Genomic DNA, 26,060 nt, shown 5'->3' on the forward strand with positions numbered 1-26,060 from the left:
GCATGCGTTCGCCCCGGCATGCTGAGAGGCCGGGTGCGGACGGCTCCGGGGGAACCGTCAGGCGAGACCGAGCGTGGCGGGGTCGCCGCTGCCGCGTCGCAGCACCTCGGGGGTGGCGCTGGTCAGGTCGATCACGGTGGTCGGCGCCAGCGGGCAGGCGCCCGCGTCGATCACGGCGGCCAGCTCGTGGGAGTAGCGCGCGGCGATGTCATCGGGATCGTTCAGCGCGTCGTCTTCGCCCTTGGGAATCAAGGTCGTGGACAGCAGCGGCGCGCCGAATTGCTCCAGCAGCGCCAGCGTGACGCCGTGGCCGGGCACCCGGATGCCGATGGTCTTGCGCGACGGATGCGACACCCGGCGCGGCACCTCGCGGGTGGCCTCGAGAATGAAGGTGAACGGGCCCGGGGTGGCCAGCTTGAGCAGGCGGTATTGCTGGTTGTCGACCCGCGCGAACTGCCCGATCTCGGCCAGATCGCGGCACAGCAGCGTGAGGTGATGGCGCTCGTCGAGCCCGCGCAGGCGGCGCAGGTTTTCGGCGGCCGCCTTGTCATCGAGCCGGGCCACGACCGCGTAGCTGGAATCGGTGGGAATCGCGAGCAACCCGCCGTCGGTCAGCCACTGGGCGGCCTGCTTGAGCAGGCGCGGCTGCGGATTTGCGGGATGGATGGAGAGAAGTAGAGCCATGGGTTTATCCTAGCACCAGTCACTCATCAGGAACACCGTGCGCCCCCAGGCGCCAGGAGACGCACATGCGCATGGACGACTCGCGCGAGAGCAAAAACATCGAAGACCGGCGCGGCCAGGGTCCGCGCCTGGGACGCGGATCGATCGGTCTGGGCACCATCGTGCTGGCGCTGGTCGCCATGTACTTCGGCGTCGATCCGTCGGTCGTGCTGCAGATGGCCGAAGGCCCGCCGCAGACGCAGCAGGCGCCGGGCCAGCCGCCCGCCCAGGACGCGCAATCGCGTTTCGTGGCGCGCGTGCTGGGCGAAACCGAAGACACCTGGACGCCGATCTTCCAGCAGCAGCTCAACCGCACCTACCAGCCGCCCACGCTGGTGCTGTTCCGGGGCGCCACGCCCACGGCCTGCGGCACGGGCCAGTCGGCCATGGGGCCGTTCTACTGCCCCGCCGACCAGAAAGTCTATCTGGACCTGAGCTTTTTCGACGAAATGGAGCGCAAGCTCAACGCGCCCGGCGACTTCGCCCAGGCCTACGTGATCGCGCACGAGGTCGGCCATCACGTTCAGCACCTGCTGGGCGTGGCCGACCAGGTCGACGCCCAGCGCCGCCGCAACCCCGGCCAGGCCAACGCCCTGTCGGTCCGCATGGAGCTTCAGGCCGATTGCTTTGCCGGGCTGTGGGCGCGGCGCGCCGACCAGGCCCGCAATATCCTCGAGCCGGGCGACATCGAAGAAGGCCTGAACGCCGCCAGCGCCATCGGCGACGACACGCTGCAGCGCAAGTCGCAGGGCTACGTGGTGCCGGACGCCTTCACCCACGGCAGCTCGGCGCAGCGGGTGCGATGGTTCAAGCGCGGATTCGACTCGGGCGACCTGCGCCAGTGCGACACGTTCGGCGCCAACAGCCTCTGAAAGCCCGCCCCGCCTGCCTTCTTGTAAACTTATGCCCCTTTGCGGCCCACCGGTCGCCACGCGCGCCCTCCGCCCTGTCGGCCGGCGCGCCTTCTGTTTTTCCGCTGTTTCTCCATGGCCAATAAAGTCGAGCCCCTAATCACACCGGATGAGGTCCAGGAAATCCTGGCCGCGCCCAAGGAAACCACCAAAGCCATCGCCTGGTCGGGCAAGCCCGCCGGCGGCGGTCCGGCGCAATGGATGGAGTTTTCCTGTGCCTGCAAGGTCGAGGGCGAGGTCCGCGACGACGTGACGTTTCGCGTGATCTACCGCGCCGCGCGCACCGACGTGCACGGCCAGGCCGCCGTGATGCTGGGCGAGACCTTCTCGGCCAGCCTGTTCGTCGGGCCGCACCGCGTGCTGGGCGTGGACACGGACGATTCGTTCCACACCAGCGTGGTGGGCGCTGACCTGCCGCACTTCCGCAAGCCGCTGACCGCGCGCTCGCACCTGCATGTCTGGGTGGCCGAGGGCGAGGGCTATGCCGAGCCGGTCACGCCGGATCTCGCCGATATCGGCGCCCTGATGGACCACTTCCTGCCGCGCGCCAATCTGAGCCTGACCGGCGGTTTCGTGCATCCGTACAAGGGCCGTCAAATCGAGCTGATCCTATGAGCCACTTCCTGGAAGCCTCGGGCTGGACGGTCCGGCCCGCCGGCGAGCGCGCGATCCGCGCCGTCGCCCCCATGACGCTCGGCCTCGATGGCCAGCACGCCGCCTTCTTCATCGCCTACCCCGACGACGCGACGTTCTTCCTGACCGACGCGGCCGAGACGGCGATGCACGCCGCCACCTACGGCATCGAGCTGCCGGCCAAACGCATCGAGCTGCTGAACCAGACGCCCGGGGTCAGCCTCGCGCGCTTCGACGACAGCGGCGCGATCGTGGCGCGCGGCCCGATCGAACAACTGCAGGAAGCCCTGTGGGATGCGGTCAAGCTGGCGATGGCGCTGTCGTTCTCGAGCGTGAAGTGGATGCCCAAGTTCAGCCGGCTGCGCTTTCGCGCGCAGGTGGGACGCACGCTGGCCGAAGCCATTGGCCAGCCGCGCGTGGTCAAGGGCGCGCGCACCAAGGGCAGCAGCGGCCACGCGGCGGATTTCGCGTTTGGCGTGCGCGCGGAGCAGTCCAGCGCCCTGACCTTCATCGAGCCGATCGCGCTGAAGGCCGGCAAGAAGATGGACTGGACGCAGGTCTACCAGACCCACGGCAAGATGTCCGACGTGAAGATGGCCGACGCGCGCAATGCGCGGCTGGTGATTCTGGAAGACGGCGCGTCGACCGAAGAGTTCAAGAAAGCCGTGGCGATCCTGGAACAATCGGCCACCGTGCGCACGCTCAACAAGACGCGCGACTGGACCGAACTCTTCGCGGGCTGACAGCGGTTGCGCGCGCAATCAATGCGCGCGCGATTCGACCTAAGGCCTGCGATATATCACGCATTACGCGCGACGGGCACCGGGCAATCGGTGCAAGATCTGGCGCATCGGATCCGGCCGGCTAGGCCGTTGCGCCGTGTAAACCGTCGACGATTTCTCTGCCATGCGTGATGGCCGCATGGACCGCCTCGCGTGGACTGAATACGTGTCCGCCGCCCGCAAAGCAAGGCACCGGATATTCATCGCCTGTGTCTTGAATGGAATCTGCCTGCACAACCATCACCGTGGCCGTGAACTGCGGCCCCGAGGCCGCGGCCATCGCCGCCCCGGCACTTGCCCGGGCAATTTTGGCTGTGAGGCGATATCCCTTGTAAACCGAGTTATTTGGAAGCACTGGGACGCCCTCTCTGAAATTCAGCATACCCCGCTGATATGACAGTCACGCGAGATATTTTGTAACGGCGGGGACAAATGGAAACAGAATCCACCGCCTATACGTGCCCGCGCGTCGCGTCCGGGTCTGCGCTGTCAGAGAGCGGGATCCGGGTAACCCCTTAGCCTACGCGCGCCACGAAAACGACCATTGCGGATTCGCAACATCTCGGGCAATTGGCCGCCTCGAGAGGCACGATGCGCCCACGAATCGGACGGGCGCGCGGCGATCACTGTCAGGAGGGGATGCCGGGCGCGGCGGGAATATCCACGCCCGCGCCACCGGGCAGGCCGGACAGGCTCAGCGCGGTCACGTCCTGCGCGATCTCGCCGATCTCGCGCGACGCGGTCTCGGCGTCGCGGCGTGCCGCCTCGTCGCCCTCGCGGATCTTCGCCTGCGCCATCGCCAGCAGGGCCTTGAGCGCCCGCAGCGCTTCCTCGAGCGCCTTGGCGTCTTCGCGCCGCTGAGCAGCCTCGGCCTGACGCGCCTGTGCCGACTGCGCCTGGGCGTTGACCTGCGCCGCCGTACCGGGTGCCGGGTCAGCGGCATCGGTTTCGTCCGAGTCGGCGGCCGGCGTTCCGGCGGCCGGCGATCCGGCGGCCGGCGTTCCGGTGGCCGGCGATCCGGCGGCCGGCGCACCGGCGCCCGGCTCGACCGGCGTGGAGGCCACGGCGGCGTACATGGCGGCTGCGGCCGTGGCGCCCGACGTGGGCGCGGCGGCGTTCGACGGGTGGTCGGAACCGCCTTCGTGCCCGGCGTTCGCCCCCTGCCCCGGGGCCGTCTGCGCGCCCAGGCCGGCACCGGTATCCGCGGTGGCCGTGGCGGTTTCACCCGCGGCCTGAACCGGCGGCACCGTCACGCCGCCGCCCCCGCCGCCGCCCTCGCGCAGCACCGACGCGGCAGCGCCGAGTTCGCCCGCGAGCTGCTTGATCTCGCGCAGGATCGCGCGCGCGGCCGAGTCGCCCAGCATCATCAGGAGCTTTTTGAGGGTCTCGATGCGTTCCTTGATGCGCTCGACCTGGGTACGGGCGTAGTCCTTGCGCGACTGCGCGGATTCGATCGCGAATCGCGACAGGGCTTCGCGCGCGGCGAGCATGCGCTCGAGCGCGTCCTCGCTCAACGCCACGCTGAAGGACGATGCGGTCTGCCGGGGAGTCTGAAGGGAATCGGAGGGCTGCGTGCGATCGGGCTCACGCCCGGTCTCTTCACGCTTGGCTAGGCTGGATTGCTGGGCGCGCACCTTATCGGTGGCCGACACGCTGGATGACATCTGTTGCTCCTTCAACCCCGGTCTTACCGCGCCGGGGAACGCCTTGCACGACATGGCGATCGCACACGGCCGCCTACTGAATGAGATAACGGTCTCTTTCTTTGCGAACTTAAGCTTCGTGTCAGCCTTTATGCCCTGGGGCGCGCTGCGGCGGGCGCCCTTATGACTCCCGGTTTTGTTCGACCCGGAAGGCCACCGCACTCCCCCGCGGGAAGACGGCCTACGCCGGATTCTCGGGGGATCCGCGCGTACCGGACGAGGATCGGCCGCGGCCCCGGGGCTCGGGCGGCACGATACGCGCGCTGCCGAGCGGCGTGAGCAAGGGCGCATGCTGCGCCATCAGCTCGATGACCCAGTCGATGAACACCCGCACCTTGGCGCTCACGTGACGGTTGGGCGGATAGGCCACGTACATCGGCATCGGATCGATCCGCCAGTCGGGCAGGACGTGCACGAGCTCGCCGCTGGCCCGGTACGGCTCGGCCATATAAGTGGGCAGCCACAGCACGCCAAGACCGGCCAGACCGGCCGCGAGATAGGCATTGCCATCATCGGCCGCCACCACATAGCGGCCCTGCACCTGCACCGTGTCGGCACCCCGGTGCAGGATCAGCGGCACGATGTCGCCCGCGCGCGAACGCAGATAGGCCACGTAGCGATGCGGATCGGCGTCGAGATCGCGAGGATCCTGGGGCTCGCCGGCGGCCTCGAGATAGGCCGGCGCGGCGTAGGCCTGGATCGTGAGCTCGCCCACGCGGCGCGCCACCAGCGACTGGTCGGCGACCTCGCCCCCGCGGACCACGCAGTCGACGTTGTCGTCGATCAGGTCCACCTTGCGGTCGCTCACGCCCATGTGCAGCTGGATATCGGGGTGGCGCGCGTGAAAGGCGGGCAGCGCCGGCATCAGGATGAAGCGCGCGAACGGGCTGGGCACATCCACGCGCAGGCGCCCGCGCGGCGCGGCCGCCGCGCTGGACAGGCTGGTCTCGGCGTCGTCCATGTCGGCAAGCAGCCGCACGACGCGCTCGTAATAGGCCGCGCCGTCGGCGGTCACCTTGACCTTGCGGGTGGTGCGGTGGAGCAGCTTCACGCGCAGCCGCGCCTCGAGTTGCTGCACGAGCTGCGTCACGCTCGCCCGGCTGATGTGCAGTGTCTCGGCGGCCCGCGTGAAGCTCGCGGTCTCCACGACCCGGGCATAGGCCTGCATGGCGTCGAAACGGTCCATCTCCGCTCCTCGTGTCAGTCGGTGATCGGTTCGATTGTTTGGATTCTACAAACAATGCTGGACGCGCTTGCGCATTTATCGCGACCGCGCCCGTCTCTACAGTGGATGCATGGACGGCCAACCGGGCCGGCACCCACCCCTAAGGAGCTTTCTCATGGCAACACGCGACGCAGTTTTCCCGCCTGGCCGACACGCGCTGTACGACAAGCACCGCTACTCGCCGGCGATTCGCGCCGACGGCCTGCTGTTCGTATCGGGCCAGGTCGGCAGTCGGCCCGACGGCACGCCCGAACCCGACCTCGACGCCCAGGTCCGGCTCGCGTTCAAGAACCTGAACGACATCCTGGCAGCGGCGGGCGCCCGCTTCGACGATGTGGTCGACGTGACGATCTTCATGGTGAATCCGCACGAGGAGTTCGAACGCATCTGGGAGGTGGCGGCGGAGTTCTGGGGCGAGGCGCCCTATCCCACCGTGACCGCGCTGGGCGTGACCTGGCTGAGCGGTTTCAACTTCGAGATCAAGGTGGTTGCGAAGCTGCCGCAAGGAAGCTGAGCCCACGGCTGCGCCAATGAAACGGCGGCGATCCGGGCACATCGGATCGCCGCCGTTTTGCCGTGCGACGCTCAGTCGACCTTGGCGCCGCTCTTCTTCACGATGTCGCCCCAGCGCACGCGCTCGCTCTCGATCTGGCGGCGCAGATCGTCGGGGCTGCCACCCACGGGCGTGGAGCCGGTGCTCAGAATCTGTTCGCGGACCTTCTCGTCCTGCAGGGCGGCGTTCACTTCTTTGTTGAGACGGGCGACGATCTCGGGCGGCGTGCCGGGCGCGGCGACGAGCGCGCCCCATGCCGTGATCTCGAAGCCGGCAATGCCGGCTTCCTGCATCGTGGGCAGGTCCGGAAAGTTTGGCGAACGCGCTTTCGACGTGACCGCCAAAGCGCGCACCGCGCCGCTCTGCACGTTGGGCCCGGCCGAGGAAAAGTTATCGAACATGTACTGCACCTGATTGCCCACCAGGTCGTTCATGGCCTGCGCGCCCCCTTTGTACGGCACGTGCACCGTGCTGATACCGGCTTCGGTCTTGAACAGCTCACCGCCGAGATGGCCCGAGGTGCCCAGGCCGCCCGAAGCGAAGAACACCTGGTTCGGCCGCGCCTTCGCGTACGCGATCAGTTCCGGCACGGTCTTGACCGGCAGGTCTTTGTTCACGACCAGGAGGCTGGCGGTGAGCGTGAGCTGCACGATGGGCACCAGCGTGGCCGGATCGTAAGGCAGCTTGCTGAACAGGAATTCGTTCGTCGCCAGCGTGGCGTTGTTGCCATAGGCGATCGTGTAGCCATCGGCCGGAGCACTCACCAGCGCCTGCATGCCGATGTTGCCGCCCGCGCCCGCACGGTTTTCGATCACGACCGACTGGCCCAGCCGCTTGCTCAGCTCGGCACCGATGAATCGCGCCAGAATGTCGGGGCTGCCGCCCGCGGCCGAGGGCACGATGATGCGGATCGGCCGGTCCGGCCAGGCGGCCTGCGCGCCGGCGGTCGCGCAGAACAAGGTGGCGGCGGCCAGCAGCCGGCGCGTGATGGCGAGCTTCATGAGCTTCCCCGTTAATGGTTTTATGGTGTGGCCATGGTGTCGGCGGACGCCGCCTGCGTCCAATGAAAAAAGCTGGGCAACCATAGATTGAGGTTATGGTCTGGCGTGCAGCTCTACAGCGTGCCTGTCGCGGCATAACCCAGGGTTAAGGGATCAGCCGCTTTTGTCATTGGTCAGTGGCGCCGCCACGGGGCCACACTGGCGATCGATGCGCGCCCCTGCCCGGATGGCGCGCCCACGAGAATGCTGCCCGAGCAGCCTGAACAGGGGTTTTGCATGCGAGTCTTCAGCGCCGGCATCGGCACCGAAACCAATACGTTTTCGCCCTTGCCCACCGGACTGGACGCCTTTCACGCGAGTGGGTATTACCCGGCGGGCACGCACCCCGCGCAGATGTCGCGCTATGCCGCACCGCTGCTGATCGCCCGCGACCGCGCCCGCGCCGAGGGCTGGACGGTGCTGGAAGGTCTTTATGCCCATGCCCAGCCCGCCGGCCTCGTGACGCGGGCCGCCTACGAGGCGCTGCGCGACGAGCTGCTCGAGGATCTGCGCCGCGCGCTGCCCGTGGATGTGGTGCTGCTCGGCATGCATGGCGCCATGGTGGCCGACGGCTATGACGACTGCGAGGGCGACCTGCTCGCCCGTGTCCGCGACATCGCCGGCCCCGAGGCCATCATCGGCGGCGAGCTCGATCCGCACGCCCATCTCAGCCCGCTGATGGTGGCCCAGGCCGATCTGCTGATCGCCTACAAGGAATATCCGCACACCGATATCTACGATCGCGCGCTCGAGCTGGTCGACCTGTGCGTGCGCACGTTTCGCAAGGAGATCGCACCGGTCGCGGCGCTGGTGGACACCGGCATGGTGATCCCGATCCACACCTCGCGAGACCCCGGCCGCGCCTTCGTCGATCGGGTCCAGGCGCTCGAGGGCCACGACGGCATTCTCACGGTCTCGCCAATTCAGGGATTCGCCACCGGCGACGTGCCCGACATGGGCACCAAGGTGCTGGTGTACGCCGACGGCGACCCGGCGCGCGCCGAGCGCCTGGCGCAGCAGCTCGCCGGCGAACTCGTCGCCGACCGCGACCGCTATCGCGTCAACTATCTCTCGATCGACGACGCGCTGGATCAGGCGCTGGATCCGGCGCGGCACGCTGACGCGGCGCCGGTCATCCTGGCCGACCGCTCGGATAACCCCGGCAGCGGCGCCGCCGGCGACGCGACGTTTATTCTGCACCGCCTGATCGAACGCGGCATCGACAAGGTGGCGTTGGGGCCGCTGTGGGATCCGATCGCCGTGCAAATGGCGTTCGCCGCGGGCGAGGGGGCGCGCCTGCCGCTGCGCATCGGCGGCAAGATCAGCCCGCTGTCGGGCGTGCCGGTCGACGCCGATTGTCTCGTCAGGGCGCTGCGACGCGGTCACGTCATGACGGGCCAGAGCGGCGAGGCGGTGGACGTGGGCGACGCGGCCCTGATCGATATCTCGGGCATCGAGTGCGTGCTGATTTCCAAGCGTGCGCAGGCATTCAACACGGACGTGTTCACGGGTTTGGGCTGTGATCTGGCCGCCCAGCGCATCGTGGTGGTCAAGTCGGCCCAACACTTCTATGCGTCGTTTTCGGCGCTATCGCGGCATGTGCTGTACGTCGGCGCGCCGGGTGCGGCAACGCCGCGGCACGACCTGCTGACCTACGCGAAGGCGCGCATGCCGAAGTGGCCGATCCGGCAGGAATGATCAGACGGGTTCGACGTCGATCGCCCTGACCTGCGCGCCCGCGAAATCCTCGCCCTGCGCCAGACGCAGCAGCGGCAGGCGTTGCGACTCGCCCGGTGCCGTCGTGCAGAGCGTCATCGCAGCGGGAGCAGCAGCGGCATCCGACGGGGCCGACAGACCATGCTGGTCCAGCTGTTGCGCCACGCGCTGCGCGATGGCCGTCGCCGTTTCCACCAATGTGAAGCGATCGCCGAAGCGACGGCGGATCGCGGGTATCAGCCAGGCGTAGTGCGTGGACCCAAGCACCAGGCTGTCGGCGCCCGCATCCAGCATGGGTTGCAGGTACTGCGCGAGCAATGCGTCCACCGCCTCGCCCTCGGCCTCGCCATGCTCGATCCGCTCGACCAGCCCATGACCGGCCTGGCAAACGAAACGGCACGTGCCGGCATGCGCGGCCAGCAGGCCTTGCAGCTTGTCGCTGCGCAATGTGGCGGCCGTTGCCAGCACGCCCACCACCTTGGAACGCGAGCCCAGCGCGGCCGGCTTGATGCCAGGCTCCACGCCGATGATGGGCAGGTCGAAGTGCTCGCGCAGGTGCGCGATCGCGTGCGTGGTGGCGGTGTTGCACGCCACCACCAGCATCTTGGCGCCGCGCTCGATCAACCCGCGCGACAGTGCCTCGCTGCGCGCGCGGATGAACGCGTCGCTTTTTTCGCCATAGGGCGCATAGCGCGAGTCGGCAATGTAGATCAGGGGTTCGGCCGGCAGCCGCTGGCGGATCGCCCGCACGACCGACAGACCGCCCAGGCCCGAGTCAAAGACGCCGATGGGCGCGGCGCCGCGTTGCATGAGGTCGGACATGGTGGAGCGGTGAGGCGAGAGAATCGATGATGTCGGCGGATTCTACTCTCGCGGGCTGGCGGGCGGCTGACCGCCGCGCGCCCCGGCATCAGCGTGTCTTGGTGCGCGCCGCGGGCATCGCAGATAGCTCGGCTTCGTCATCGCGCACCAGCGCGCGCACCGGCGGCTGCTTGCGTTGCAGGCGAACTGTCGTAAGTGTCCTAGAGGAGTTTCCGCGAGCGCCGGGAAAGGTCCTCAGCGCCGCGGACCACTCAGATGGCAGGCCGGGCGCAGCGCGGCGCGCCGATCCTGCAGCCGCGTCCTGGGCGGCGGCAGGCGGCGATCGGCGTCAGAGTGCGTTGTTGCCGTGCGTCGGCGGGCTCAGTACGAACTCGCGGTGGTACCGGTCGGCCAGGCGGAAGATCGGCACGGCGTCGGCGTTTTCCAGCTTCAGCCCGAGCACACTGGCCATGACCTGGCTCTTGAAGGCGTCGAGCTTGAAGGTGGCCAGCGTGTCGGGGTGGTAGCCCTCGCCATCGCTGCGCCAGTCCCCCAGCGCGTCTTCGAAGCTCGCGTCGATCTTGTCCATCACGCCCTGCTCTTGCAGTTCCTTGAACACGCGGGCGAACTCCCTGCCGAGGTCCTGGTAGGTCTGGTGGAGCTTGGGATCGAAGGTCTTGGTCTCGCGCGTCACCAGCTTGGTCGGATCGAAGGTTTCGCCTTCCTTGAGCTCGCCGTTGTAGACGTCAAGCACGTAGGCCAGATTGAACTTCGGCATGGTCAGCGTGCCGTTCTGCAGGTCGCGCAGTTCGATCTGCCCCGTGAAGGTAGTCTTCAAGGGCTGGGCGCGCAGGTTCTTCAGGGTCGGCAACGACGGCTCGCCCTGTTCCCCGCTCTCCTTGAGCGCGTTGGCAATCAGATCCTTCACGCTGATGAAGAAGTACCCTGCCGTCTTGCCCAGGGTCACGTTGATGCGCACCTGACCCGTCTGGTGCAGGCTCTTGACGCCGACTTCGGTCTGGGCGGTGGCCTTGCCCGCATGCACCTCGAGCGAAGTCACCCGGCCCGTGCCCACATTGACCTGAAGCGCCTTGGCTTCGAGCTTGCCTTTGACGTCGAGGTACGCCGATTTGGCGGCCTTCTCCAGCGTGGCGATACCGTAGCTGTGCTCGGTGATCGACCCCGACGTGTAGCCCAGCTTGTCGGCATCGATGACCGTCTTGGTCTCGCTTTTGTACCGATCGAATTTGATGGCGTTCCACAGGGCCGTCAGATATTGCCTCGTCCGGCCGGCGTCCGGCGCGCCCGAGGGGCGGGCGCGGTCGGCGAGCGACTTGCCGGGCCCGGCATCGGTGTGCATGCTGCGCACGCCGCGGTTGGCCGAGCCCATGCCGACCAGATTGCGGCTCTGGTTGAGCGTCTTGCGCGCCACCGTGCCGCCCCCGCGCACCATGGGCGTACCGAATTTATTGATCGCGAGCTGCATGGCGTCCTCCTCAGGCCAGATCGACGGGCATGTGCGGCGCGCCCTGCGGCGTGGCCGGGGGCGCCGGCTCCACTTCCTGGCGCGCGGCCAGCAGGTAGCCCTGAGTCTGAATCGCGACGCCGATGAACTTCTGCACGGCCGCCTCGAAACCGTCGGCTTGCAGGCCGTCGACCGGCACGATTTCGTTGAGCACCAGCGCGCCGGTGCGACTGTCGATGGCCAGCACGGCGCCGGCGAGCGGCAGCTGGAACAGGTTCAACGTCAGGGCTTCCTGCAACACGCGGTACGACAGCGCATCCGGCGTGGCGAAAATCGGGGCGTAGAGGCGCAACTGCGCTTCATCTTCCGCCACTTCGAGCAGGACGTTCACCCCTTCTTCCGACGTGATCTCGAACGTGCCGGACGCATCGAGGGTGTTGCCCTCGCCCCAGACAGCGGCCAGGGCTCGATTGACGGTATCGCGGGCTTCGGCGGTATTCATAGTGCATCTCCAGGGGGATCGGAGCGCACGCGACGCGCGCCCGCTCAACCGCATGAGTGACAGGGCGGGGGCTGGAGTTCCATCGGCGTTCGACGGCAGCGGGCGGCCCCCTGCCATTTATCGCGATGGCTTGGGGTGACGCTTCCGTCCCATCGCAACCCGGCAGACCCCGGCCGATACTTAGGACTAGCGGCCCCAAAACAGGCCATTGCCTCGAACACTGTTGCGACGCCCCTCTCGACAGCCGATCAAGTCAGCGACGGCTCGGCGAGTCATGCCGAGAGCGCCTGAGCGAGCGTAGTGTGTATAATACACACCATCATGCACCGCTGAACGCACGAGCGCTCAAGGAACTGCATGAACAGCAAGGACATCGTCAGGCTACTGGAGCAACGGAGCAAGGTCATGAAATACCCAATCGCAATCGAACCCGGCGGCGACACTCAGGCATGGGGCGTCTTGGTGCCTGATCTGCCGGGATGCTTCTCTGCCGCGGACGACGGCATCGATCAGGCGATCGAGAACGCGAAAGAGGCGATCGAAGCCTGGATCGAGGCCGCCATCGACAGCGGCGATCCCATTCCTTCCCCCAGCAGCATCACGATGCTGCAGCGCGATCCCGCCTATGACGGCTGGATCTGGGCGATCGTTGAGATCGATCCCGCCGTCATGGACGACGCGGTCGAGCGCGTCAATATCACCCTGCCGCGCCGCATCCTGGCGCGACTCGATGCGAAAGCGCGCGCCGCGGGCGAAAGCCGCTCCGGCTTCATTGCGCATCTCGCCCTCACGCACCGGGCACCCTGAGGGGTCGCGGGTACGATAAATGCTAGAGCCCTTGCGCAGTGACTCGAACACCGAGCGAAACGTCAGCACCAGCGTTCAGGAAGCGTTCAGACCGCCTCCCCGCCAGCGATGACCGGGATCACCCCGCAGTGTCGAGTCCTTCCAAAGGGAACATCATGCAGACCTCACAATCCGTACCGGCTTACGCAACGCCCGGCGTCGAATCGCCCTTCTCCGCGGTGTCCTGGGGTGCCGTCATCGGCGGCGCCATCATCGCCGCCGCCGTCTCCGCCATGCTGGTCACGGGCGGCACGGGGCTCGGGTTTCTTACCATGTCGCCCTGGCAGAACGAAGGCGCGTCGGCGTCCGCCATCGCGATCGGTTCCGTCATCTGGCTGCTCGTCAGCCAGATCATCGCCTACGGCGTCGCGGGCTACATCACGGGCCGTCTGCGCACGAAATGGACCGGCGCTTCGCGCGACGAAGTGTTCTTCCGCGACACGGCTCACGGCTTTCTGGTGTGGGCGCTGAGCGCCGTGGTCGGCCTGATCCTGATCGGCTCGACGCTGGCCTCCGTCGTGTCGGGCACCGCCAAGACCGGCGCCGCTCTGGCGGGTGCCGGCGTGACGGGCGCGACCGCCGCCGTCGGCCAGGCCGCGCAGTCCGGCTCCGGCCCGATCTCGCTCGACTACTTCACCGACACGCTGATGCGTCCGAACGACCCGGCGGCCACCGCGCCGCAGGGCGATACCCGTCAGGAAGCGTCGCGCATCCTGGCGCGCAGCGTCGCCAACGGCAAGCTGTCGGACGAGGATCGCGCCTATCTGGTCAAACTGATCGCCCAGCGCGCCGGCGTGGACGAAGCGACGGCCCAGCAGCGCCTGACGCAGGTTGAGGAACAGGCCAAGCGCGCGGCGCAGGAAGCGGAGCAGAAGACCCGCGAAGCCGCGGACGCCGCCCGCAAGGCCGCCGCCGCATTCGCGCTGTGGGCCTTCGTGTCCATGCTGGTCGGTGCCTTCGTCGCGAGCTTTGCCGCCACGATCGGCGGACGCGCACGCGACCTCTAAACGGCTGACAGGAACGGCGCCCCCGCATCGCGCGTGGGGCGCCGTTTTTTTGCTAGGGGCGCGGCGGGCGCTGCACCGCGCGCACCACCGCCTCGTTGGCGCCGCCGCAAAAGAAGCGGTCGCGTCCATCGAACTCCAGCCCCGACACCGCGGCGCCGGCCGGCAGGTCGAGCTGCTCGAGCAGGCGGCCGTCCTGCGGGTCGATGCGGCGCAGGTCGCTGGTGCCGGCCTCCCAGGTGCCATGCCAGAGTTCGCCATGCGCCCAGCTCACGCCGGTTACGTGCCGCGCCACGGGCAAGCTGCGCAACACAGCGCCGGTCAGCGGGTCGACCTGCAGGATGCGGTTTTCTTCGTAGCGGCCGATCCACAGCGAGCCTTCGGCCCAGGCCATGCCGGAATTCTGCCCGCCGCCGGGCGCCGGCACGACAGCGACGACGGCGCCGCTGTCCGGGTCGATCTTCTGAATGCGATCGCCGGCGATCTGATAAAGATGCCTGCCATCGAAAGCCGTGCCGGCATCGGCCGCGACCGGCAAGTGGCGCACCTGTTCGCCCGTATCCGGGTCGAAGGCACGCAATCCGTCGTCGGCGGCAAACCAGACGTGCTTGCCGTCGTGCGTGACGCCATGCACACCGGTCGGCACCGCGAACGGATATTCGCGCAGGATCTGCGCGGGAGAGGGAGTGGGGGATGAGGTCGTGTTCATGGCTTCATCCTACGGCGGCGGCGCGAGCGGCGGGAGTAACAATCCTGGCGCGAATCCGGGCAGCGGCGCGATGCGCCAGCGCCGCTGCCGGCCCCGGCCATAGGGCTGCACGCGTTCGCGCGCGGCCAGGGCATCGAGCCCGCGCTGCACGCTGCGCTGGCTCAGGCCCGACGACAGCGCCAGCGCCGAGCTCGGCCAGAGTTGGCCGTCCGCCAGCAGCGCGAGCAACACGCCATGCGGCTCATCGTCGGGCCAGGCCAGCACGGCGGCGTGCTCGCCCTCGGCCAGCCGCAGCGCATAACCGTCGCCTTGCGCGGCGATCGCCACGCCCTGCGGCATCAGGGCGCGCAGACGCCCCACCTCCACGCGCAGACGCGCGCGCAGCGTTTCGTCGGGACGCGCGATGCGAAAGAGCCGCTCGATCAGCCTGCCGCGCGCGGCGGCGCGAGGCCAGGCCTGCGCCAACTCGACGGCCAGCGCGAGCAGCACGGGCCGGGATGCCAGCGCGATCTGGCTGCCGCGCGCCTGGATCGACCCGCGGCACAGATCCACCAGCCAGACCGGCTCGGCCCGCAGAGCCTCGATCTGCGCCGCCGTGATCGGCGTGGCGGTGCCGGCGCGTCGCAGGGTCGCGGCGGGAAGCGCAAGCTGCGCGCGCGCGGACGCGACTTCGCGGGAGAGCGCGGGAATCGCCGCGCTATCGGCTGCCGCCTGCGCCATGGCCAGCGCGTGCAGCGCCTGCGCGACGCAGCCGCAACGCAACGCGAGCTCCGCGCGCACGAGTGCCTGCATGGCCTGCCAGGCGGGCGGCATGCGCATGCCTTCGAGCGGACGGAGCCTTTCGGCGGCCGCGGCCGGCTGGCCCAGCAGCGTGAGCCGGCGCGCCGCCAGCAGGCGGCCATGGGTGGCGTTCAGGGGATCGCCGTGGCCGGCCAGCAGCACGCAGGCCGCCTCCAGCGTGTCGGCGTCGGCTTGAAGATCGCGGGCGGCGAGCGCCACATCGGCCAGGGCCACCTCGCAACGCGCACGCGCCATCGGATCGTGCCGGCCAAAAGCGCGCGCGGCGCGCAGCAGCAGGCGGCGCGCGGGGTCGAGATCGCCCAGCTGCGCCAGCGCGCTGCCGCGCAACGCCAGCGCGGCGGCGTCGTCGCGCACCGCGAGCTGGTTGAGAGCATCGAGCGGCGCACCGGCGGCCAGGGCCCTCGCGGCGGCCACGAGCATCGGATCCATGAGGGTGCCGAATAGACGGTGACAGCCGAATCTAGCATGGCGCGCGCAATGAGGGCCGCCGCAGTGAGGGCCCAGGCGGTCAGGGCCTCATCAGTCAGGGCCCCCGCAGTCAGGGCCCCCGCAGTAAGGCCCCCCCGCAGTGAGGGCCCCAAGGACGGACGAAAAAAAAAAGCACTCGGGCTCGCGCCTGAGTGCTTTTTTAAGCGATTGCTCGCAAATTCTGGGGTGGCTGATGGGGCTCGAACCCACGACAACTGGAATCACAATCCAGGACTCTACCAACTGAGCTACAGCCACCGCTGCAAAGAGATCGAACTATAGCATGATTTCATGAACGTGCGCCAGTCGGAGTGAAAAAGTGGCCGGATCGGACCGGGGTGGCCCCGGCGTCGCGCCGGCCCCCGCCAGGGCTTGCTATCCTTGCCGCACGACAACAGGTGCCGCATGGCCGCAAGGCCGGGCACGGCGCCTTTCAGAGCCTGGCCGCGCCACGCGGGGCGCCGGCTGGCCGCCCCTTCCGACTCAGGGATCATGACGATGCGGATCGAAGCGCTGCTGCAAGAGTATTGGCCTCATATCGTGTTCGTGGTGAGCTTGATCGCCGGGACGGGCGCCGCGGTGCACGCGGCGATGACCAAACAGGACGTGCGGGCCGCCATCGGCTGGGTCGGCGTGGCGCTGTTTTCGCCGTTGTTCGGCGCCCTGCTCTATTTCGTGGCGGGCATCAACCGCATTCGCCGCACCATCGTGTCGCAGCAACGCGACGAGGCGCTGCTCGCCAACGTGGATCCGCTCGATGCGGCCACGGTGGGCAATGTGGTGCCCTACAGCGGCCCGCAGTTCGCGTCGTTGCGCACGCTGGGCGATCGCGTCACGTACTTTCCCCTGCTCGGCGGCAATGCGGTGCGCCCGCTGGACGGCGGCGACGAAGCCTATCCCGCGATGCTGGCCGCGATCCGGTCGGCGCGACATTGCATCGCGATGCAGAGCTATATCTTCGACAACGATCCGATCGGCCGCGAGATGGCGCAGGCGCTGATCGAGGCGCACGAGCGCGGCGTGCAGGTGCGGGTGCTGATCGATGCGGTGGGCAGCCGCTATTCGCATCCGCCCATCGTGCGGATGCTGAAGTCGGGCGGCGTGCCGACCGCGCGATTCATGACCAATCCGCTGGGCGTGCTGCGCATGCCTTATGCCAATCTGCGCAGCCACCGCAAGGTGCTGGTGGTGGACGGCATGCAGGGTTTCAGCGGTGGCATGAACGTGCGCGCGGCTTTCGTGACGGCGCTTTCGCATGAGGCCACCAACCGCGATACGCACTTCGCCTTCAACGGGCCGATCGTGGGCCAGCTCATGTCGGTGTTTGCGCACGACTGGAACTTCACCACGCACGAAACGCTGATGGGCACGCCGTGGTTTCCGGCGGAGCAGGCCGACGCCGCGGGCGGCGTGCCCGTGCGCTGCGTGCCGTCGGGCCCGGACCGTGCGATGGGCAGCACGCACAACATGCTGCTCGGCGCGCTGGCCGTGGCGCAGCGCCATGTGCGGATTCAATCGCCCTACTTCCTGCCCGACCAGGCCTTGATCGGCGCCCTCGCCACGGCGGCGCGCCGCGGCGTGGCGGTGGATATCGTGATTCCGGGCAAGAACAATCTGCGGTTGGTCGACTACGCCATGACCGCGCAACTCGACCAGGTGATTCGCACCGGCTGCCGCGTGTGGCGCACGCAAGGGGCCTTCGATCACTCGAAGCTGATGACGGTGGATGACGCGTGGTCGTATGTGGGCTCGTCGAACCTCGACCCCCGCAGCCTGCGCCTGAACTTCGAGCTGGATACCGAGATCTACGATCCGGCGCTGGCGCGCTGGATCGGCGCGCGTATCGATGTGCAGATCGCACAGGGGCGGCGCGAGAGCCTGCGGCGGCTGTATCGCCTGCCGTTCGTCAAGCGCCTGCGCAACCGCCTGATCTGGCTGGCCACGCCCTATCTCTGACGCGCAACCCCGGCCATAACAAGGCCGGGAGGTGCTGGCAGCGCGGCGGGCACGAGGCCCGCCCGTGCATCAGGCCAGCTTGGCGAGCGCGTCGGCGCGCGTGTCGGCGACGTTCAGGATGGCGAGAAAGCCGCTGATGTCGAAGACTTCGCGCACGTGCGGCTGCAGACCGCACAGCACCAGCGTGCCGGCGCCCTGCTTGAGGCGCTTGGCCAGCACCAGCACCACGCGCAGGCCGGCGCTCGAGATGTAGTCGACGCGGCTCATGTCGAGGGCGATCTTGCGCTCGCCCTTTTCGACGTGCGCGAGCAGGTCGGCTTCGACCGCGGCGGCATTGGCGCTGTTGATCTGGCCTTCGGGGGCAACGACGAAGACATCGCCGCTTTTTTCGGTCGCGAGATTCATGAAATTTCCCGTTGGGATATCGGGCGGTACGGGTGCCGCCCGGAGGATGGAGCATCATACGCGAAGCCCATGACAGCGCCATCCCCGACGGATTGCGCGCAACTGGCTTCGCGTTGGCCGCTAGGGCATACTGCGGGCTGCACTTCGACCACTGACCCACGGCCCATGCCCCAGCAGCCCGAAACGCTAGACATGAACCCCGCCACCGACGCCGTGACGCGTGCGTTGCAGTGGCTGGAGGAAATCGCCGAGCGCGAAGGCTGGTCGCCCAAAATCACCTTCGGCCTGACGCTCAGCGTCGACGAAGCGCTGACCAACATCCTCTCCTACGCCTTTGCCGAGGCCAAGCCCGAACACGTGCCGGCCGTCAGGCTGTCATATTCGCGCGATAGCGTCGGCATCGTGATCGAGATCGCCGACAACGGCGTGCCCTACGATCCCACCACGACCGCTCCGCCCGACCTGGCGGCGAGCCTCGACGAAGCCGATCTGGGCGGACACGGCGTGCGCCTCATGCGCCACTACCTCGATGACCTGCGCTACGAACGGCGCGGGCCATGGAACCATTTGCGGCTTGCTGTCCACTCAGCCTGAAGACGCGCGCCGGCTGCGCCCGTCGGCGGCCTCACGCGGGGCGCGCCGGACGGTGGCCGCGCGCCCTCATCCGCCCCCGATCCGGTTCGTGCCGGCCGGGGTGGAGCCTGAAAGGAGTGCTGCATGTCCCCCCGCATTGTTTCCGTCGCGCCCCGGCGTGGCCCCCTCCGATGAGCGGCGTGATGCCCGCGCAACCGCGGGTCGTCGCCCGCGTCGACGCCGGCGCCGTCGCGCATAACCTGGCCACGCTGCGCGGCTGGCTCGGCGCGCCGCAAGGCCGCGCCCCGCGCATCTGGGCCACCGTGAAAGCCGATGCCTATGGCCACGGACTCGCACATGTGCTGCCCGGCCTGGCCCAGGCCGATGGCCTGGCCGCCCTGAATCTGGCCGAGGCGCAGGCCTGCCGCGCCGCGGGTTGGCGTGGGCCGGTGCTGGTGTACGGCGGGCTGCATGAGCCGGCCGATGCCGAGCGCCTCACGCAGGATGACCTGCATCTGGTGATCTCGCATGCCGCGCAACTCGATTGGCTGCGCGACGCCGCCACAGCGCCCGCGCGGCCGCCGGCGCTGTGGCTGCGCTACTCGGGCGATCTGAATCTATCCGGCTTCGATACCGCCGAGTATCGCGATGCGTACGAGCGGGCGCAGGCGCTGGTGCGCCGGGGCCGCGTCCGTGCGGTGCATCACCTCAACCATTACGCCGCCGCCGAAGACGACGACGGCGTGGCACAGGCCGACGCGGCGTTCCGCGCCGCCATCGCGGGCCTGCCGGGCTGCGTGTCGACCAGCAACTCGGCGGCGCTCGCCCGGCATCAGGCCCACGCCGGCACCACGGACTGGGTGCGGCCGGGGCTGGCGCTGTACGGCGCGAGCCCGCTGGCCGGCGCCACCGGCGCCGAGCTGGGACTGCGCCCGGCCATGTCCTTGCACAGCCGTCTGATCGCGACGCGCCGCGTCGCGGCCGGCACCCATCTGGGCTATCGCGGCGCGTACGTCAGCGAACGCGACATGTTGGTGGGCATGGTCAGCTGCGGCTACGCCGACGGCTATCCGCGCCTGGCGCAGACGGGCACGCCGGTGCTGGTCGATGGCGTGCCCACCCGGGTGGTGGGCCGCATCTCGATGGACATGATGGCGGTGGATCTCGATCCCGCGCCTCACGCCAGGCCCGGCGCCGACGTGCTGTTGTGGGGTCCAGCGTTGCCGGTCGAAACCGTGGCCGCGGCCGCCGGCACCATCGCGGCGGACCTGCTCACCGGCCTGACCGGCCGCGTGCCGGTGCAGGCCGCCGCCGCTCAGGCCGCCACCTCCTCGCGCGAACGCGAGGGTGCGAACAGCAGGAACAGCGCGGTCGCCACCAGGTAGATCACGCCCGTGATCGCGAGGCCGGCGCCCATGCCGGCCGCGCCGAACATGGCGCCCACCACCAGCGGGCCCGCCATCTGACCAAGCTTGTCGGCCGCGCGCATGACGCTCGTGGCACCGGCGGCGCCATAGCGCTGCACATCGGGCAAGGCCAGCATGTAAGGCGATTGCGACGCGCCGGCGAAGCAGCTCGCCACGGCCAGCAGCAGCACGGCCACGGCGGCGGCCGCGAGCCCGCTGTTGAAGTACAGGCCGAGCATGCCCACGCTGCCGATGAGGCCGCCCAGCACGATCCAGGTTTTCTTGATCGACGAGCGATCCACCAGGCGTCCCATCAGCGGACCCACATAAATCACGCACAGACCGTAAATCATCAGCACGCGGCCGATGCTCGATGCGGCCACCCCTTCGGCTTCGAGGTACAGCGGCAGCGCGAACGACAGCAGGCCGACCTGCGCGATCGAGAACGGAATCACGCTGCCCACCAGCAGCATGCCGAAATCGCGCGTGAACAGCAGGCGCAGCGTGGCGCGCAGGCGTCCGCCGGCAGCCGCGGCGGCCGCCGGGGCGGGCGCGGGCGTGGCCGAAACGGTTGCGGGCGCAACGATACCGGCGCGGCCCATGTACGGGCGCATCAGAACCAGCACGCCCAGCAGCGGCAGCACCAGCATCACGGCGCCGACGCCGAACACCGCGCGGAATCCCATCTGCTCCATCAACATCGCACCGACCGCGGCGCCCGACAAATGACCCGCGAACAGGCCGGCGATCACGCCCGTCATGTTGCGGCCGCGGTACTGCGCCGGGCTGCGCGTGACGATGAAGCCCTGCAGTCCCATCCAGGTGAGCCCGTAGCCCAGGCCCACCAGGCCGCGCGCCGCCGCGAAGAGCGGCAGGTTGGGCACGAAGGCGCACACCACCATGCCCAGGCAAGACACCGCCAGGCCGGCGAGCACCGGCGTCTGCCAGCCGCGCTTGTCGGTGAGACCGCCCGCGAGCAGCGCCGTGAGCAGGCCACACCCCATCTCCACCGAAATCGGCAGCGCCAGCATCAGATTGGCCGGCAGATCGAGCCCGCCGGTGGGCAGGCTGCGGGCATACAAGGGCAGAAAGCCCAGCGGCAAGGCCCACGCGAACAGGAAGCCGAACATCACCGGACGCGCGATCCGGCCGATATCGGAGCTGCCATCGGGCGCGAGACGGGTGCCGTCCTGCAGCCGCCCGCGCGACGCGAAAGCGCGATTCATGAGCAGCGAGAGCAGCAACAGCATTTCGATCGCCGCGACCAACGCCACGCCCACCACCGTAATGGCATCGAGGGCGCGGCTGCGCACGCCGGCCGCGATCACGTCGCTGGCGAGCCGCACCACCAGGCGGCCCTGCGCGGCGGGACGGCCCAGCTCGCTGCCCAGCGGCAGCACCAGCGTGTACTCGCCGGCCTGCGGCGGCGCGCCGGCGGTGGCGGTGACCGGCAGCGCGCCGGACGCATCGGCGCGGTTCAGCACGCGGCCATCGCGATCCACGAGCTCGATCGTGGCGATCGCCGACGAGGTGGCGGCCAGGCGCGCGAACGGCTGTTCCACGCCGCGCAGACGTTCGATGTCGAGGCCGTAACCCAGCACCCGATCGAGGTCGCGCTGCAGGCCGTCGGCCAGCACCGTGACGTTGTCACGCGTGACCTGAAGCGCGGCGCTGCGGAAAGTGGACACCGTGTAGACGGCATAAATCCCCTGCGCCAGCATCAGTGCCAGCAGGGGCACGACGAAGCGCGTGCGTCCGCCGGCGGCCAGCGTGGTGAGCGGGATGGCGTATTTGAAGACGGCGGCCAGCCCGAGGCCGACCGCCGCGGTGACCAGCGCCAGCACCTTGAGGTTGTCCCACAGCACCGCCCGTCCGCCGGCGTTGTCGCGCGGCACGGCCAGCACCACGGCGCCCAGGGTCTGGCCGCGTTCGACCAGCGGCACGGCCACGGCAACCTGGGTGTCGCCCAGTGCGACCAGCGCGCCCGACGCGCGTCGCGTGCTGGGCGTTTCGTCGACGGGTGGCTGGCCGGCCAGCGCGCGCGCCAGCGCCGCCGCGGCGGGCACCGGATCGCCCAGGCCGGCAACCCGCCGGCCGTCGGCCATGACCACCGTGGCGCCGCGCACGTCGCGCGAATCGCGCAGCCCGTCGGTCAGCGTCTCGCGCAGCCCGAAGTACTGGCCCAGGGGCTTGCCCAGACGCAGGCCGTTTTCGATGTTGCCCGCGACCTGCCGCGCCACCACTTCGACACGATCGGCCGTGGTGTCGGCGATCAGGCGGTTGAGCGCCGACAGGCTGAGCGCGCCGATCAGGGCCTGGGCAAGCAGCAGCACCCCGAGGCAGGCGAGCGTGAGCTCGAGTACCGGCCGCCGGCGCAAGCCATCGAGCAGGACTTGCAGGGGTTCCAGACGTTTGGCTGTCGTATCGGAGGCCATGATTCGTAAGTAGACGCAAACATTCAACACACAGCCGACAATGGTATTTACAATTGGTGCACTTTGCATCTATTGATACGCAAATTGCATTCCCCTGTTTCAATCAACAGGCCTTGCGCCCCCCATTTCCCTTGTCCATGCTCCGATCGCTACGCAGCAAGATCTTCGTCCTGATTCTTGCGATTCTGTTTGTCGTGGCGAGCATCGTGATGCTGGTGTCCCAACGCGACGTCACCCGCACCGTACGCGCCGGCGAACTCCACGCCGTGAGCAACGTGATGGACCTGCTGATGCGCGATACGAGCGCGCGCTGGTCGGCCCTGCTGGACGATAAATTCGCCGCCGCACGCGGTGGCCGCCATCAACTGGTCGAGGTCGCCTCCACCACCCTCACCATGCTGAACATGTTCGCCGATCTGGCCGAGCGCGGCGTGGTCACGCCGGGCGCGGCCAAGGGCATGGCGCGCAACTGGATCAATCAACTCAAACTGTCGGGCCGGCGCTACGCTTTCGTGTACGACGCGAGCCACTCGGTGCTCGCCAGTGGTAACCGCAACATGATCGATCGCGACATCTCGGCGATCGAAGACATCAAGAACCGCCGTCTGGCGCAGGCCATGTACGACGAGAGCCGCCAGTCGGGCCACGGATTCGCCTTCTATCGCTGGCAGGCGCCCGACACCGCCGGCGAGCCCGAGGCGCGCTACGGCTACTTCGGCTATTTCCGCCCCTGGGACTGGGTCTTCGTGATCTCGTTCGATGCCCAGGACATGATCGACGAAGTACAGGCCCGCCGCCGCAAGGTCGAAGACGCCGTGCGCGCCACACTCACGCGCCTGACGCTGGCGCGCTCCGGCTTCGTGTTCGTGGTGGCCGACGATGGCAACTTTGTGGTGCCGCCGCCTTCGGCGCAGAGCGATCTGCTCGACATCCAGGATGGCGGCACCTATCACACGCTGCGCGGCCTGCTGCGCGCGGTCGGCACCGACGCGCCCGAGTCGTTCGCGTTCGATGGCGGCGCGGCCGGCCGCTACGAGATCCAGGCGCAGCGCTACAAGCCGCTGGGCTGGACCATCGTGGCCGCCGTGCCCGAGAGCGATCTCACGGCACCCGCCAAGCAGCTCATCAATCGCCAGGCCATCATCTTCGGCGCCGCGCTGCTGGGCGCGCTGCTGTTCGCCTGGGTGGTGGCCAGCCATATCGTGCGGCCGCTCGGCATCCTCACCCGCTATGCGCGCGAGCTGCCCCTGCAGGACCTGACCGCGCCGCGCGCCGTGCCGCAGGCGGTGGCCGAGCTGCCCGCCCGCCTGCACGACGAGGTGGGCCGCCTGGCCGAGTCGTTCCTCTTCATGGACGCCAAGCTGCGCGAGAACATCACGCGGCTGATGCGCGAGACCAGCGCGCGCGAGCGCTTCGAGAGCGAGCTCAACATCGCCCGCGACATCCAGCTCGGCCTGTTGCCGGTGCCGCTGGAGAGCAGCACCCGCAGCCTCGTCGACCTGACCGCCGTGATGCAGCCGGCCAAGGAAGTGGGCGGCGATCTGTACGACTACTTCATCCTGCCCGACGGCCGCCTGTGTCTTGCGATCGGCGACGTGTCCGACAAGGGCGTGCCCGCGGCGCTGTTCATGGCCGTGACGCGCACCCTGATCCGCGCCACCGCCGAAGACGAAACCGATCCCGCGCTCATCCTGCAGAAGATCAATAACCGCCTGTCCGAGAACAACCCGAACATGATGTTCGTGACGCTGTTGCTCGGCGTGCTGGACCTGCACACCGGCGAGCTGACCTGGGCCAATGCCGGCCATCTGCCGCCCGCCGTGATCGGCCTGGACGGCGAAGTGCGCCTGCTCGAGGGCCGCAGCGGCCCAGCGTGCGGCGTCCAGGAAGACCTGGTCTATCGCTCGCTGAACGCCCGCATCGGCGCCGGCGAGGCGCTGGTCGGCTACACCGACGGCGTCACCGAAGCCGAGAGCCGCACCGGCGAGCAGTACGGCGATGCCCGCATGCGCTATGTGCTGTCGCATCCGCCCGTGAGCGCCAACGACATTTCCCGCCGCCTGCTCGACGATGTGCATGCCTTCGCCGACGGTGCCGAACAATCCGATGACATCACGTTGATCGTGATCCGACGCTCATGATGAAGTCCTTGTCCGCCCTGCTCCTGGGCGCCTCGCTGGCGCTGCCCGTTGCCGTCCAGGCCCAGGCATCCGCCCCGGCTGCCCCCGCGAGCGCCGCCGCGCAGGCCAGCCACGTCTTCCCGACCACGCCCGCGCTCAAGCCCGATGGCCGCAAGTGGCGCCTCGGTTATTTCGAGAGCGGCGACTACAGCGAGTATCCGCGCACGCTCAAGGTGATCGTCGCCGGTCTGCAGCAGCTGGGCTGGATGACGGTCCCGGCCTTGCCCGACGGGCTGAACGGCCAGCAGATGTGGAAATTCCTGGCCGAGCAGGCCAAGAGCGACTACGTGGAATTCGTGCCCGACGCGTGGTGGCAGCCCGGTAATTTCAACGCGCAGATGCGGCCGGCCACGCGCAGCGCGATCTCCGAGCGGCTGGCGCAACGCCGCGACGTGGACCTGATCATCGCGATGGGCACCTGGGCCGGCCAGGACATGACCGCGCTCGGCGCGCCGGTGCCGACGGTCGTGGCCTCGACCAGCGACGCGGTCGGCGCCAAGATCGTCAAGAGCGTGCAGGACAGCGGCCTGGACAATCTGCATGCGCGCGTGCAGCCCGAGCGCTATCAGCGCCAGGTCCGCCTGTTCTATGACATCGTGCCGTTCAAGACGCTCGGCCTGGTCTACGAAGACAGCCCCGAAGGCCGCACCTATGCGGCCGTGGACGCCGTCGAGCAGGTCGCGCGCGAGCTCAATTTCAAGGTGGTGCCGTGCCTGGCGCCGTCCAACGGCATCGCCCAGGAAGACGCCACGCGCAACGCGCTGGAGTGCTATCGCGAGCTGGGCCCGAAGGTCGATGCCGTCTATGTGACCGTGCATCGCGGCATCACGCCGGCCACCATCGCGCAACTCGGGCAGATTCTGCGCGAGGCCAAGGTGCCGAGCTTCGCGATGCTGGGTTCGGACGACGTGAAGGCGGGGCTGCTGATGAGCCTGGCGCAGGCCGATTACTCGTACGTGGGCCTGTTCCACGCCGAGACCATCGCGCGCATCTTCAACGGCGCGCGGCCGCGCCAGCTGAGCCAGATCTGGATCGATCCGGCCAAGATCGCGCTCAATCTCGAAACGGCGCGCGTGATCGGCTTCGATCCGCCGGTGGACATCCTGCTGGCGGCCGACGAGGTCTACGAGGCCAAGTAAGCCGCCCGGCAAAATGGCGCTGCCGCAATCGGCAGCGCTTTTTTTTGGCACGCGAACCAGGCGCGGCGCCGAGGAGCGCGGCGC

At 68.7% G+C, this 26,060-nt stretch carries 24 protein-coding genes and 1 tRNA gene; 12 read left to right on the top strand and 13 right to left on the bottom strand.

Going from position 1 to position 26,060, the window contains the following annotated elements; genetic code table 11:
* Positions 1-57 precede the first annotated feature (57 nt).
* A complete protein-coding gene (locus CAL25_RS17850; protein ID WP_094802430.1) occupies positions 58-684 on the bottom strand; it encodes an L-threonylcarbamoyladenylate synthase in 627 nt (208 codons plus the stop codon).
* A 65-nt stretch (positions 685-749) separates the two neighbouring features.
* On the opposite strand from CAL25_RS17850, the gene ypfJ reads away from it, so the two are divergent.
* The 3 genes from ypfJ to CAL25_RS17865 all read left to right on the top strand — a co-directional run bounded on the left by ypfJ (position 750) and on the right by CAL25_RS17865 (position 3,010).
* Positions 750-1,595, top strand: coding sequence for a KPN_02809 family neutral zinc metallopeptidase (gene ypfJ / locus CAL25_RS17855; RefSeq protein ID WP_170948529.1), 846 nt, complete (start codon positions 750-752; stop codon positions 1,593-1,595).
* Between the two features lie 114 nt (positions 1,596-1,709).
* Positions 1,710-2,249: a hypothetical protein gene (locus tag CAL25_RS17860; RefSeq protein ID WP_094802432.1), complete on the top strand. Its 540-nt coding sequence runs from the start codon at positions 1,710-1,712 to the stop codon at positions 2,247-2,249.
* Positions 2,246-3,010: a DUF1828 domain-containing protein gene (locus CAL25_RS17865; RefSeq protein ID WP_094802434.1), complete on the top strand. Its 765-nt coding sequence runs from the start codon at positions 2,246-2,248 to the stop codon at positions 3,008-3,010. Before CAL25_RS17860 ends, CAL25_RS17865 begins: the two co-directional genes overlap by 4 nt.
* 121 nt (positions 3,011-3,131) lie before the next feature.
* Here the strand turns inward: CAL25_RS17865 and CAL25_RS17870 are convergent, their stop codons facing one another.
* The 3 genes from CAL25_RS17870 to CAL25_RS17880 all read right to left on the bottom strand — a co-directional run bounded on the left by CAL25_RS17870 (position 3,132) and on the right by CAL25_RS17880 (position 5,938).
* Positions 3,132-3,431 (bottom strand): hypothetical protein, encoded by a 300-nt coding sequence (locus CAL25_RS17870; protein WP_094802436.1) that lies wholly within the window; start codon positions 3,429-3,431, stop codon positions 3,132-3,134.
* Positions 3,432-3,678: 247 nt separating this feature from the next.
* Positions 3,679-4,713 (bottom strand): hypothetical protein, encoded by a 1,035-nt coding sequence (locus CAL25_RS17875; protein ID WP_094802438.1) that lies wholly within the window; start codon positions 4,711-4,713, stop codon positions 3,679-3,681.
* A 220-nt stretch (positions 4,714-4,933) separates the two neighbouring features.
* Positions 4,934-5,938, bottom strand: a complete 1,005-nt coding sequence (locus CAL25_RS17880) for a LysR family transcriptional regulator (protein WP_094802440.1) — start codon at positions 5,936-5,938, stop codon at positions 4,934-4,936.
* 154 nt (positions 5,939-6,092) lie between these two features.
* On the opposite strand from CAL25_RS17880, the gene CAL25_RS17885 reads away from it, so the two are divergent.
* A complete protein-coding gene (locus CAL25_RS17885) occupies positions 6,093-6,491 on the top strand; it encodes a RidA family protein (RefSeq protein WP_094802442.1) in 399 nt (132 codons plus the stop codon).
* Positions 6,492-6,562: 71 nt separating this feature from the next.
* Here CAL25_RS17885 and CAL25_RS17890 read toward each other — a convergent pair whose 3' ends face one another.
* On the bottom strand, positions 6,563-7,531 hold the full coding sequence (locus CAL25_RS17890) for a Bug family tripartite tricarboxylate transporter substrate binding protein (RefSeq protein WP_094802444.1): 969 nt from the start codon (positions 7,529-7,531) through the stop codon (positions 6,563-6,565).
* Between the two features lie 276 nt (positions 7,532-7,807).
* Here CAL25_RS17890 and CAL25_RS17895 point away from each other — a divergent pair, with 276 nt between their 5' ends.
* On the top strand, positions 7,808-9,268 hold the full coding sequence (locus tag CAL25_RS17895; RefSeq protein ID WP_094802446.1) for a M81 family metallopeptidase: 1,461 nt from the start codon (positions 7,808-7,810) through the stop codon (positions 9,266-9,268).
* Here the strand turns inward: CAL25_RS17895 and murI are convergent, their stop codons facing one another.
* The 3 genes from murI to CAL25_RS17910 form a co-directional block, all read right to left on the bottom strand.
* Positions 9,269-10,108, bottom strand: coding sequence for a glutamate racemase (gene murI / locus CAL25_RS17900; RefSeq protein ID WP_249279132.1), 840 nt, complete (start codon positions 10,106-10,108; stop codon positions 9,269-9,271).
* Positions 10,109-10,436: 328 nt separating this feature from the next.
* Entirely contained in the window at positions 10,437-11,573 is a 1,137-nt protein-coding gene (locus tag CAL25_RS17905; RefSeq protein WP_094802448.1) for a hypothetical protein, read from the bottom strand.
* Between the two features lie 10 nt (positions 11,574-11,583).
* Positions 11,584-12,054: a CesT family type III secretion system chaperone gene (locus CAL25_RS17910; RefSeq protein WP_170948530.1), complete on the bottom strand. Its 471-nt coding sequence runs from the start codon at positions 12,052-12,054 to the stop codon at positions 11,584-11,586.
* A 405-nt stretch (positions 12,055-12,459) separates the two neighbouring features.
* Here CAL25_RS17910 and CAL25_RS17915 point away from each other — a divergent pair, with 405 nt between their 5' ends.
* A complete protein-coding gene (locus tag CAL25_RS17915) occupies positions 12,460-12,861 on the top strand; it encodes a type II toxin-antitoxin system HicB family antitoxin (protein WP_094802452.1) in 402 nt (133 codons plus the stop codon).
* 155 nt (positions 12,862-13,016) lie between these two features.
* Positions 13,017-13,907 carry a hypothetical protein gene (locus CAL25_RS17920; protein WP_094802454.1) on the top strand — a complete coding sequence of 297 codons (891 nt, stop codon included), beginning with the start codon at positions 13,017-13,019 and terminating at the stop codon, positions 13,905-13,907.
* Positions 13,908-13,959: 52 nt separating this feature from the next.
* Here CAL25_RS17920 and CAL25_RS17925 read toward each other — a convergent pair whose 3' ends face one another.
* From CAL25_RS17925 to CAL25_RS17935, 3 genes are all read right to left on the bottom strand, one after another.
* Positions 13,960-14,613 carry a Vgb family protein gene (locus CAL25_RS17925; protein ID WP_094802456.1) on the bottom strand — a complete coding sequence of 218 codons (654 nt, stop codon included), beginning with the start codon at positions 14,611-14,613 and terminating at the stop codon, positions 13,960-13,962.
* Between the two features lie 9 nt (positions 14,614-14,622).
* Complete coding sequence (locus CAL25_RS17930) at positions 14,623-15,843, bottom strand: hypothetical protein (RefSeq protein ID WP_094802458.1); 1,221 nt, start codon at positions 15,841-15,843, stop codon at positions 14,623-14,625.
* A gap of 221 nt (positions 15,844-16,064) precedes the next feature.
* Positions 16,065-16,140 (bottom strand) — tRNA-His (locus tag CAL25_RS17935).
* A 240-nt stretch (positions 16,141-16,380) separates the two neighbouring features.
* On the opposite strand from CAL25_RS17935, the gene CAL25_RS17940 reads away from it, so the two are divergent.
* Complete coding sequence (locus CAL25_RS17940; protein WP_094802460.1) at positions 16,381-17,838, top strand: phospholipase D-like domain-containing protein; 1,458 nt, start codon at positions 16,381-16,383, stop codon at positions 17,836-17,838.
* Positions 17,839-17,907: 69 nt separating this feature from the next.
* Here the strand turns inward: CAL25_RS17940 and CAL25_RS17945 are convergent, their stop codons facing one another.
* On the bottom strand, positions 17,908-18,243 hold the full coding sequence (locus tag CAL25_RS17945; protein ID WP_094802462.1) for an STAS domain-containing protein: 336 nt from the start codon (positions 18,241-18,243) through the stop codon (positions 17,908-17,910).
* Between the two features lie 192 nt (positions 18,244-18,435).
* On the opposite strand from CAL25_RS17945, the gene CAL25_RS17950 reads away from it, so the two are divergent.
* Both CAL25_RS17950 and alr read left to right on the top strand, forming a co-directional pair.
* Positions 18,436-18,837, top strand: coding sequence for an ATP-binding protein (locus tag CAL25_RS17950; protein ID WP_249279133.1), 402 nt, complete (start codon positions 18,436-18,438; stop codon positions 18,835-18,837).
* 182 nt (positions 18,838-19,019) lie between these two features.
* The gene (gene alr / locus CAL25_RS17955; RefSeq protein WP_249279134.1) at positions 19,020-20,201 is read left to right on the top strand and encodes an alanine racemase; all 1,182 of its coding nucleotides are present in this window, start codon (positions 19,020-19,022) and stop codon (positions 20,199-20,201) included.
* Here alr and CAL25_RS17960 read toward each other — a convergent pair.
* Complete coding sequence (locus CAL25_RS17960; RefSeq protein ID WP_094802468.1) at positions 20,132-22,657, bottom strand: MFS transporter; 2,526 nt, start codon at positions 22,655-22,657, stop codon at positions 20,132-20,134. The two genes, alr and CAL25_RS17960, sit on opposite strands and share 70 nt — an antisense overlap.
* Before the next feature lie 137 nt (positions 22,658-22,794).
* Between CAL25_RS17960 and CAL25_RS17965 the strand changes: the two genes are divergently transcribed.
* Together CAL25_RS17965 and CAL25_RS17970 are read left to right on the top strand one after the other, a co-directional pair.
* Complete coding sequence (locus tag CAL25_RS17965) at positions 22,795-24,798, top strand: SpoIIE family protein phosphatase (protein WP_249279135.1); 2,004 nt, start codon at positions 22,795-22,797, stop codon at positions 24,796-24,798.
* Positions 24,798-25,976 carry an ABC transporter substrate-binding protein gene (locus CAL25_RS17970; RefSeq protein WP_249279172.1) on the top strand — a complete coding sequence of 393 codons (1,179 nt, stop codon included), beginning with the start codon at positions 24,798-24,800 and terminating at the stop codon, positions 25,974-25,976. Before CAL25_RS17965 ends, CAL25_RS17970 begins: the two co-directional genes overlap by 1 nt.
* Positions 25,977-26,060: the final 84 nt, after the last annotated feature.

This window comes from Bordetella genomosp. 5 (assembly GCF_002261315.1).
Lineage (GTDB): Bacteria > Pseudomonadota > Gammaproteobacteria > Burkholderiales > Burkholderiaceae_B > Bordetella.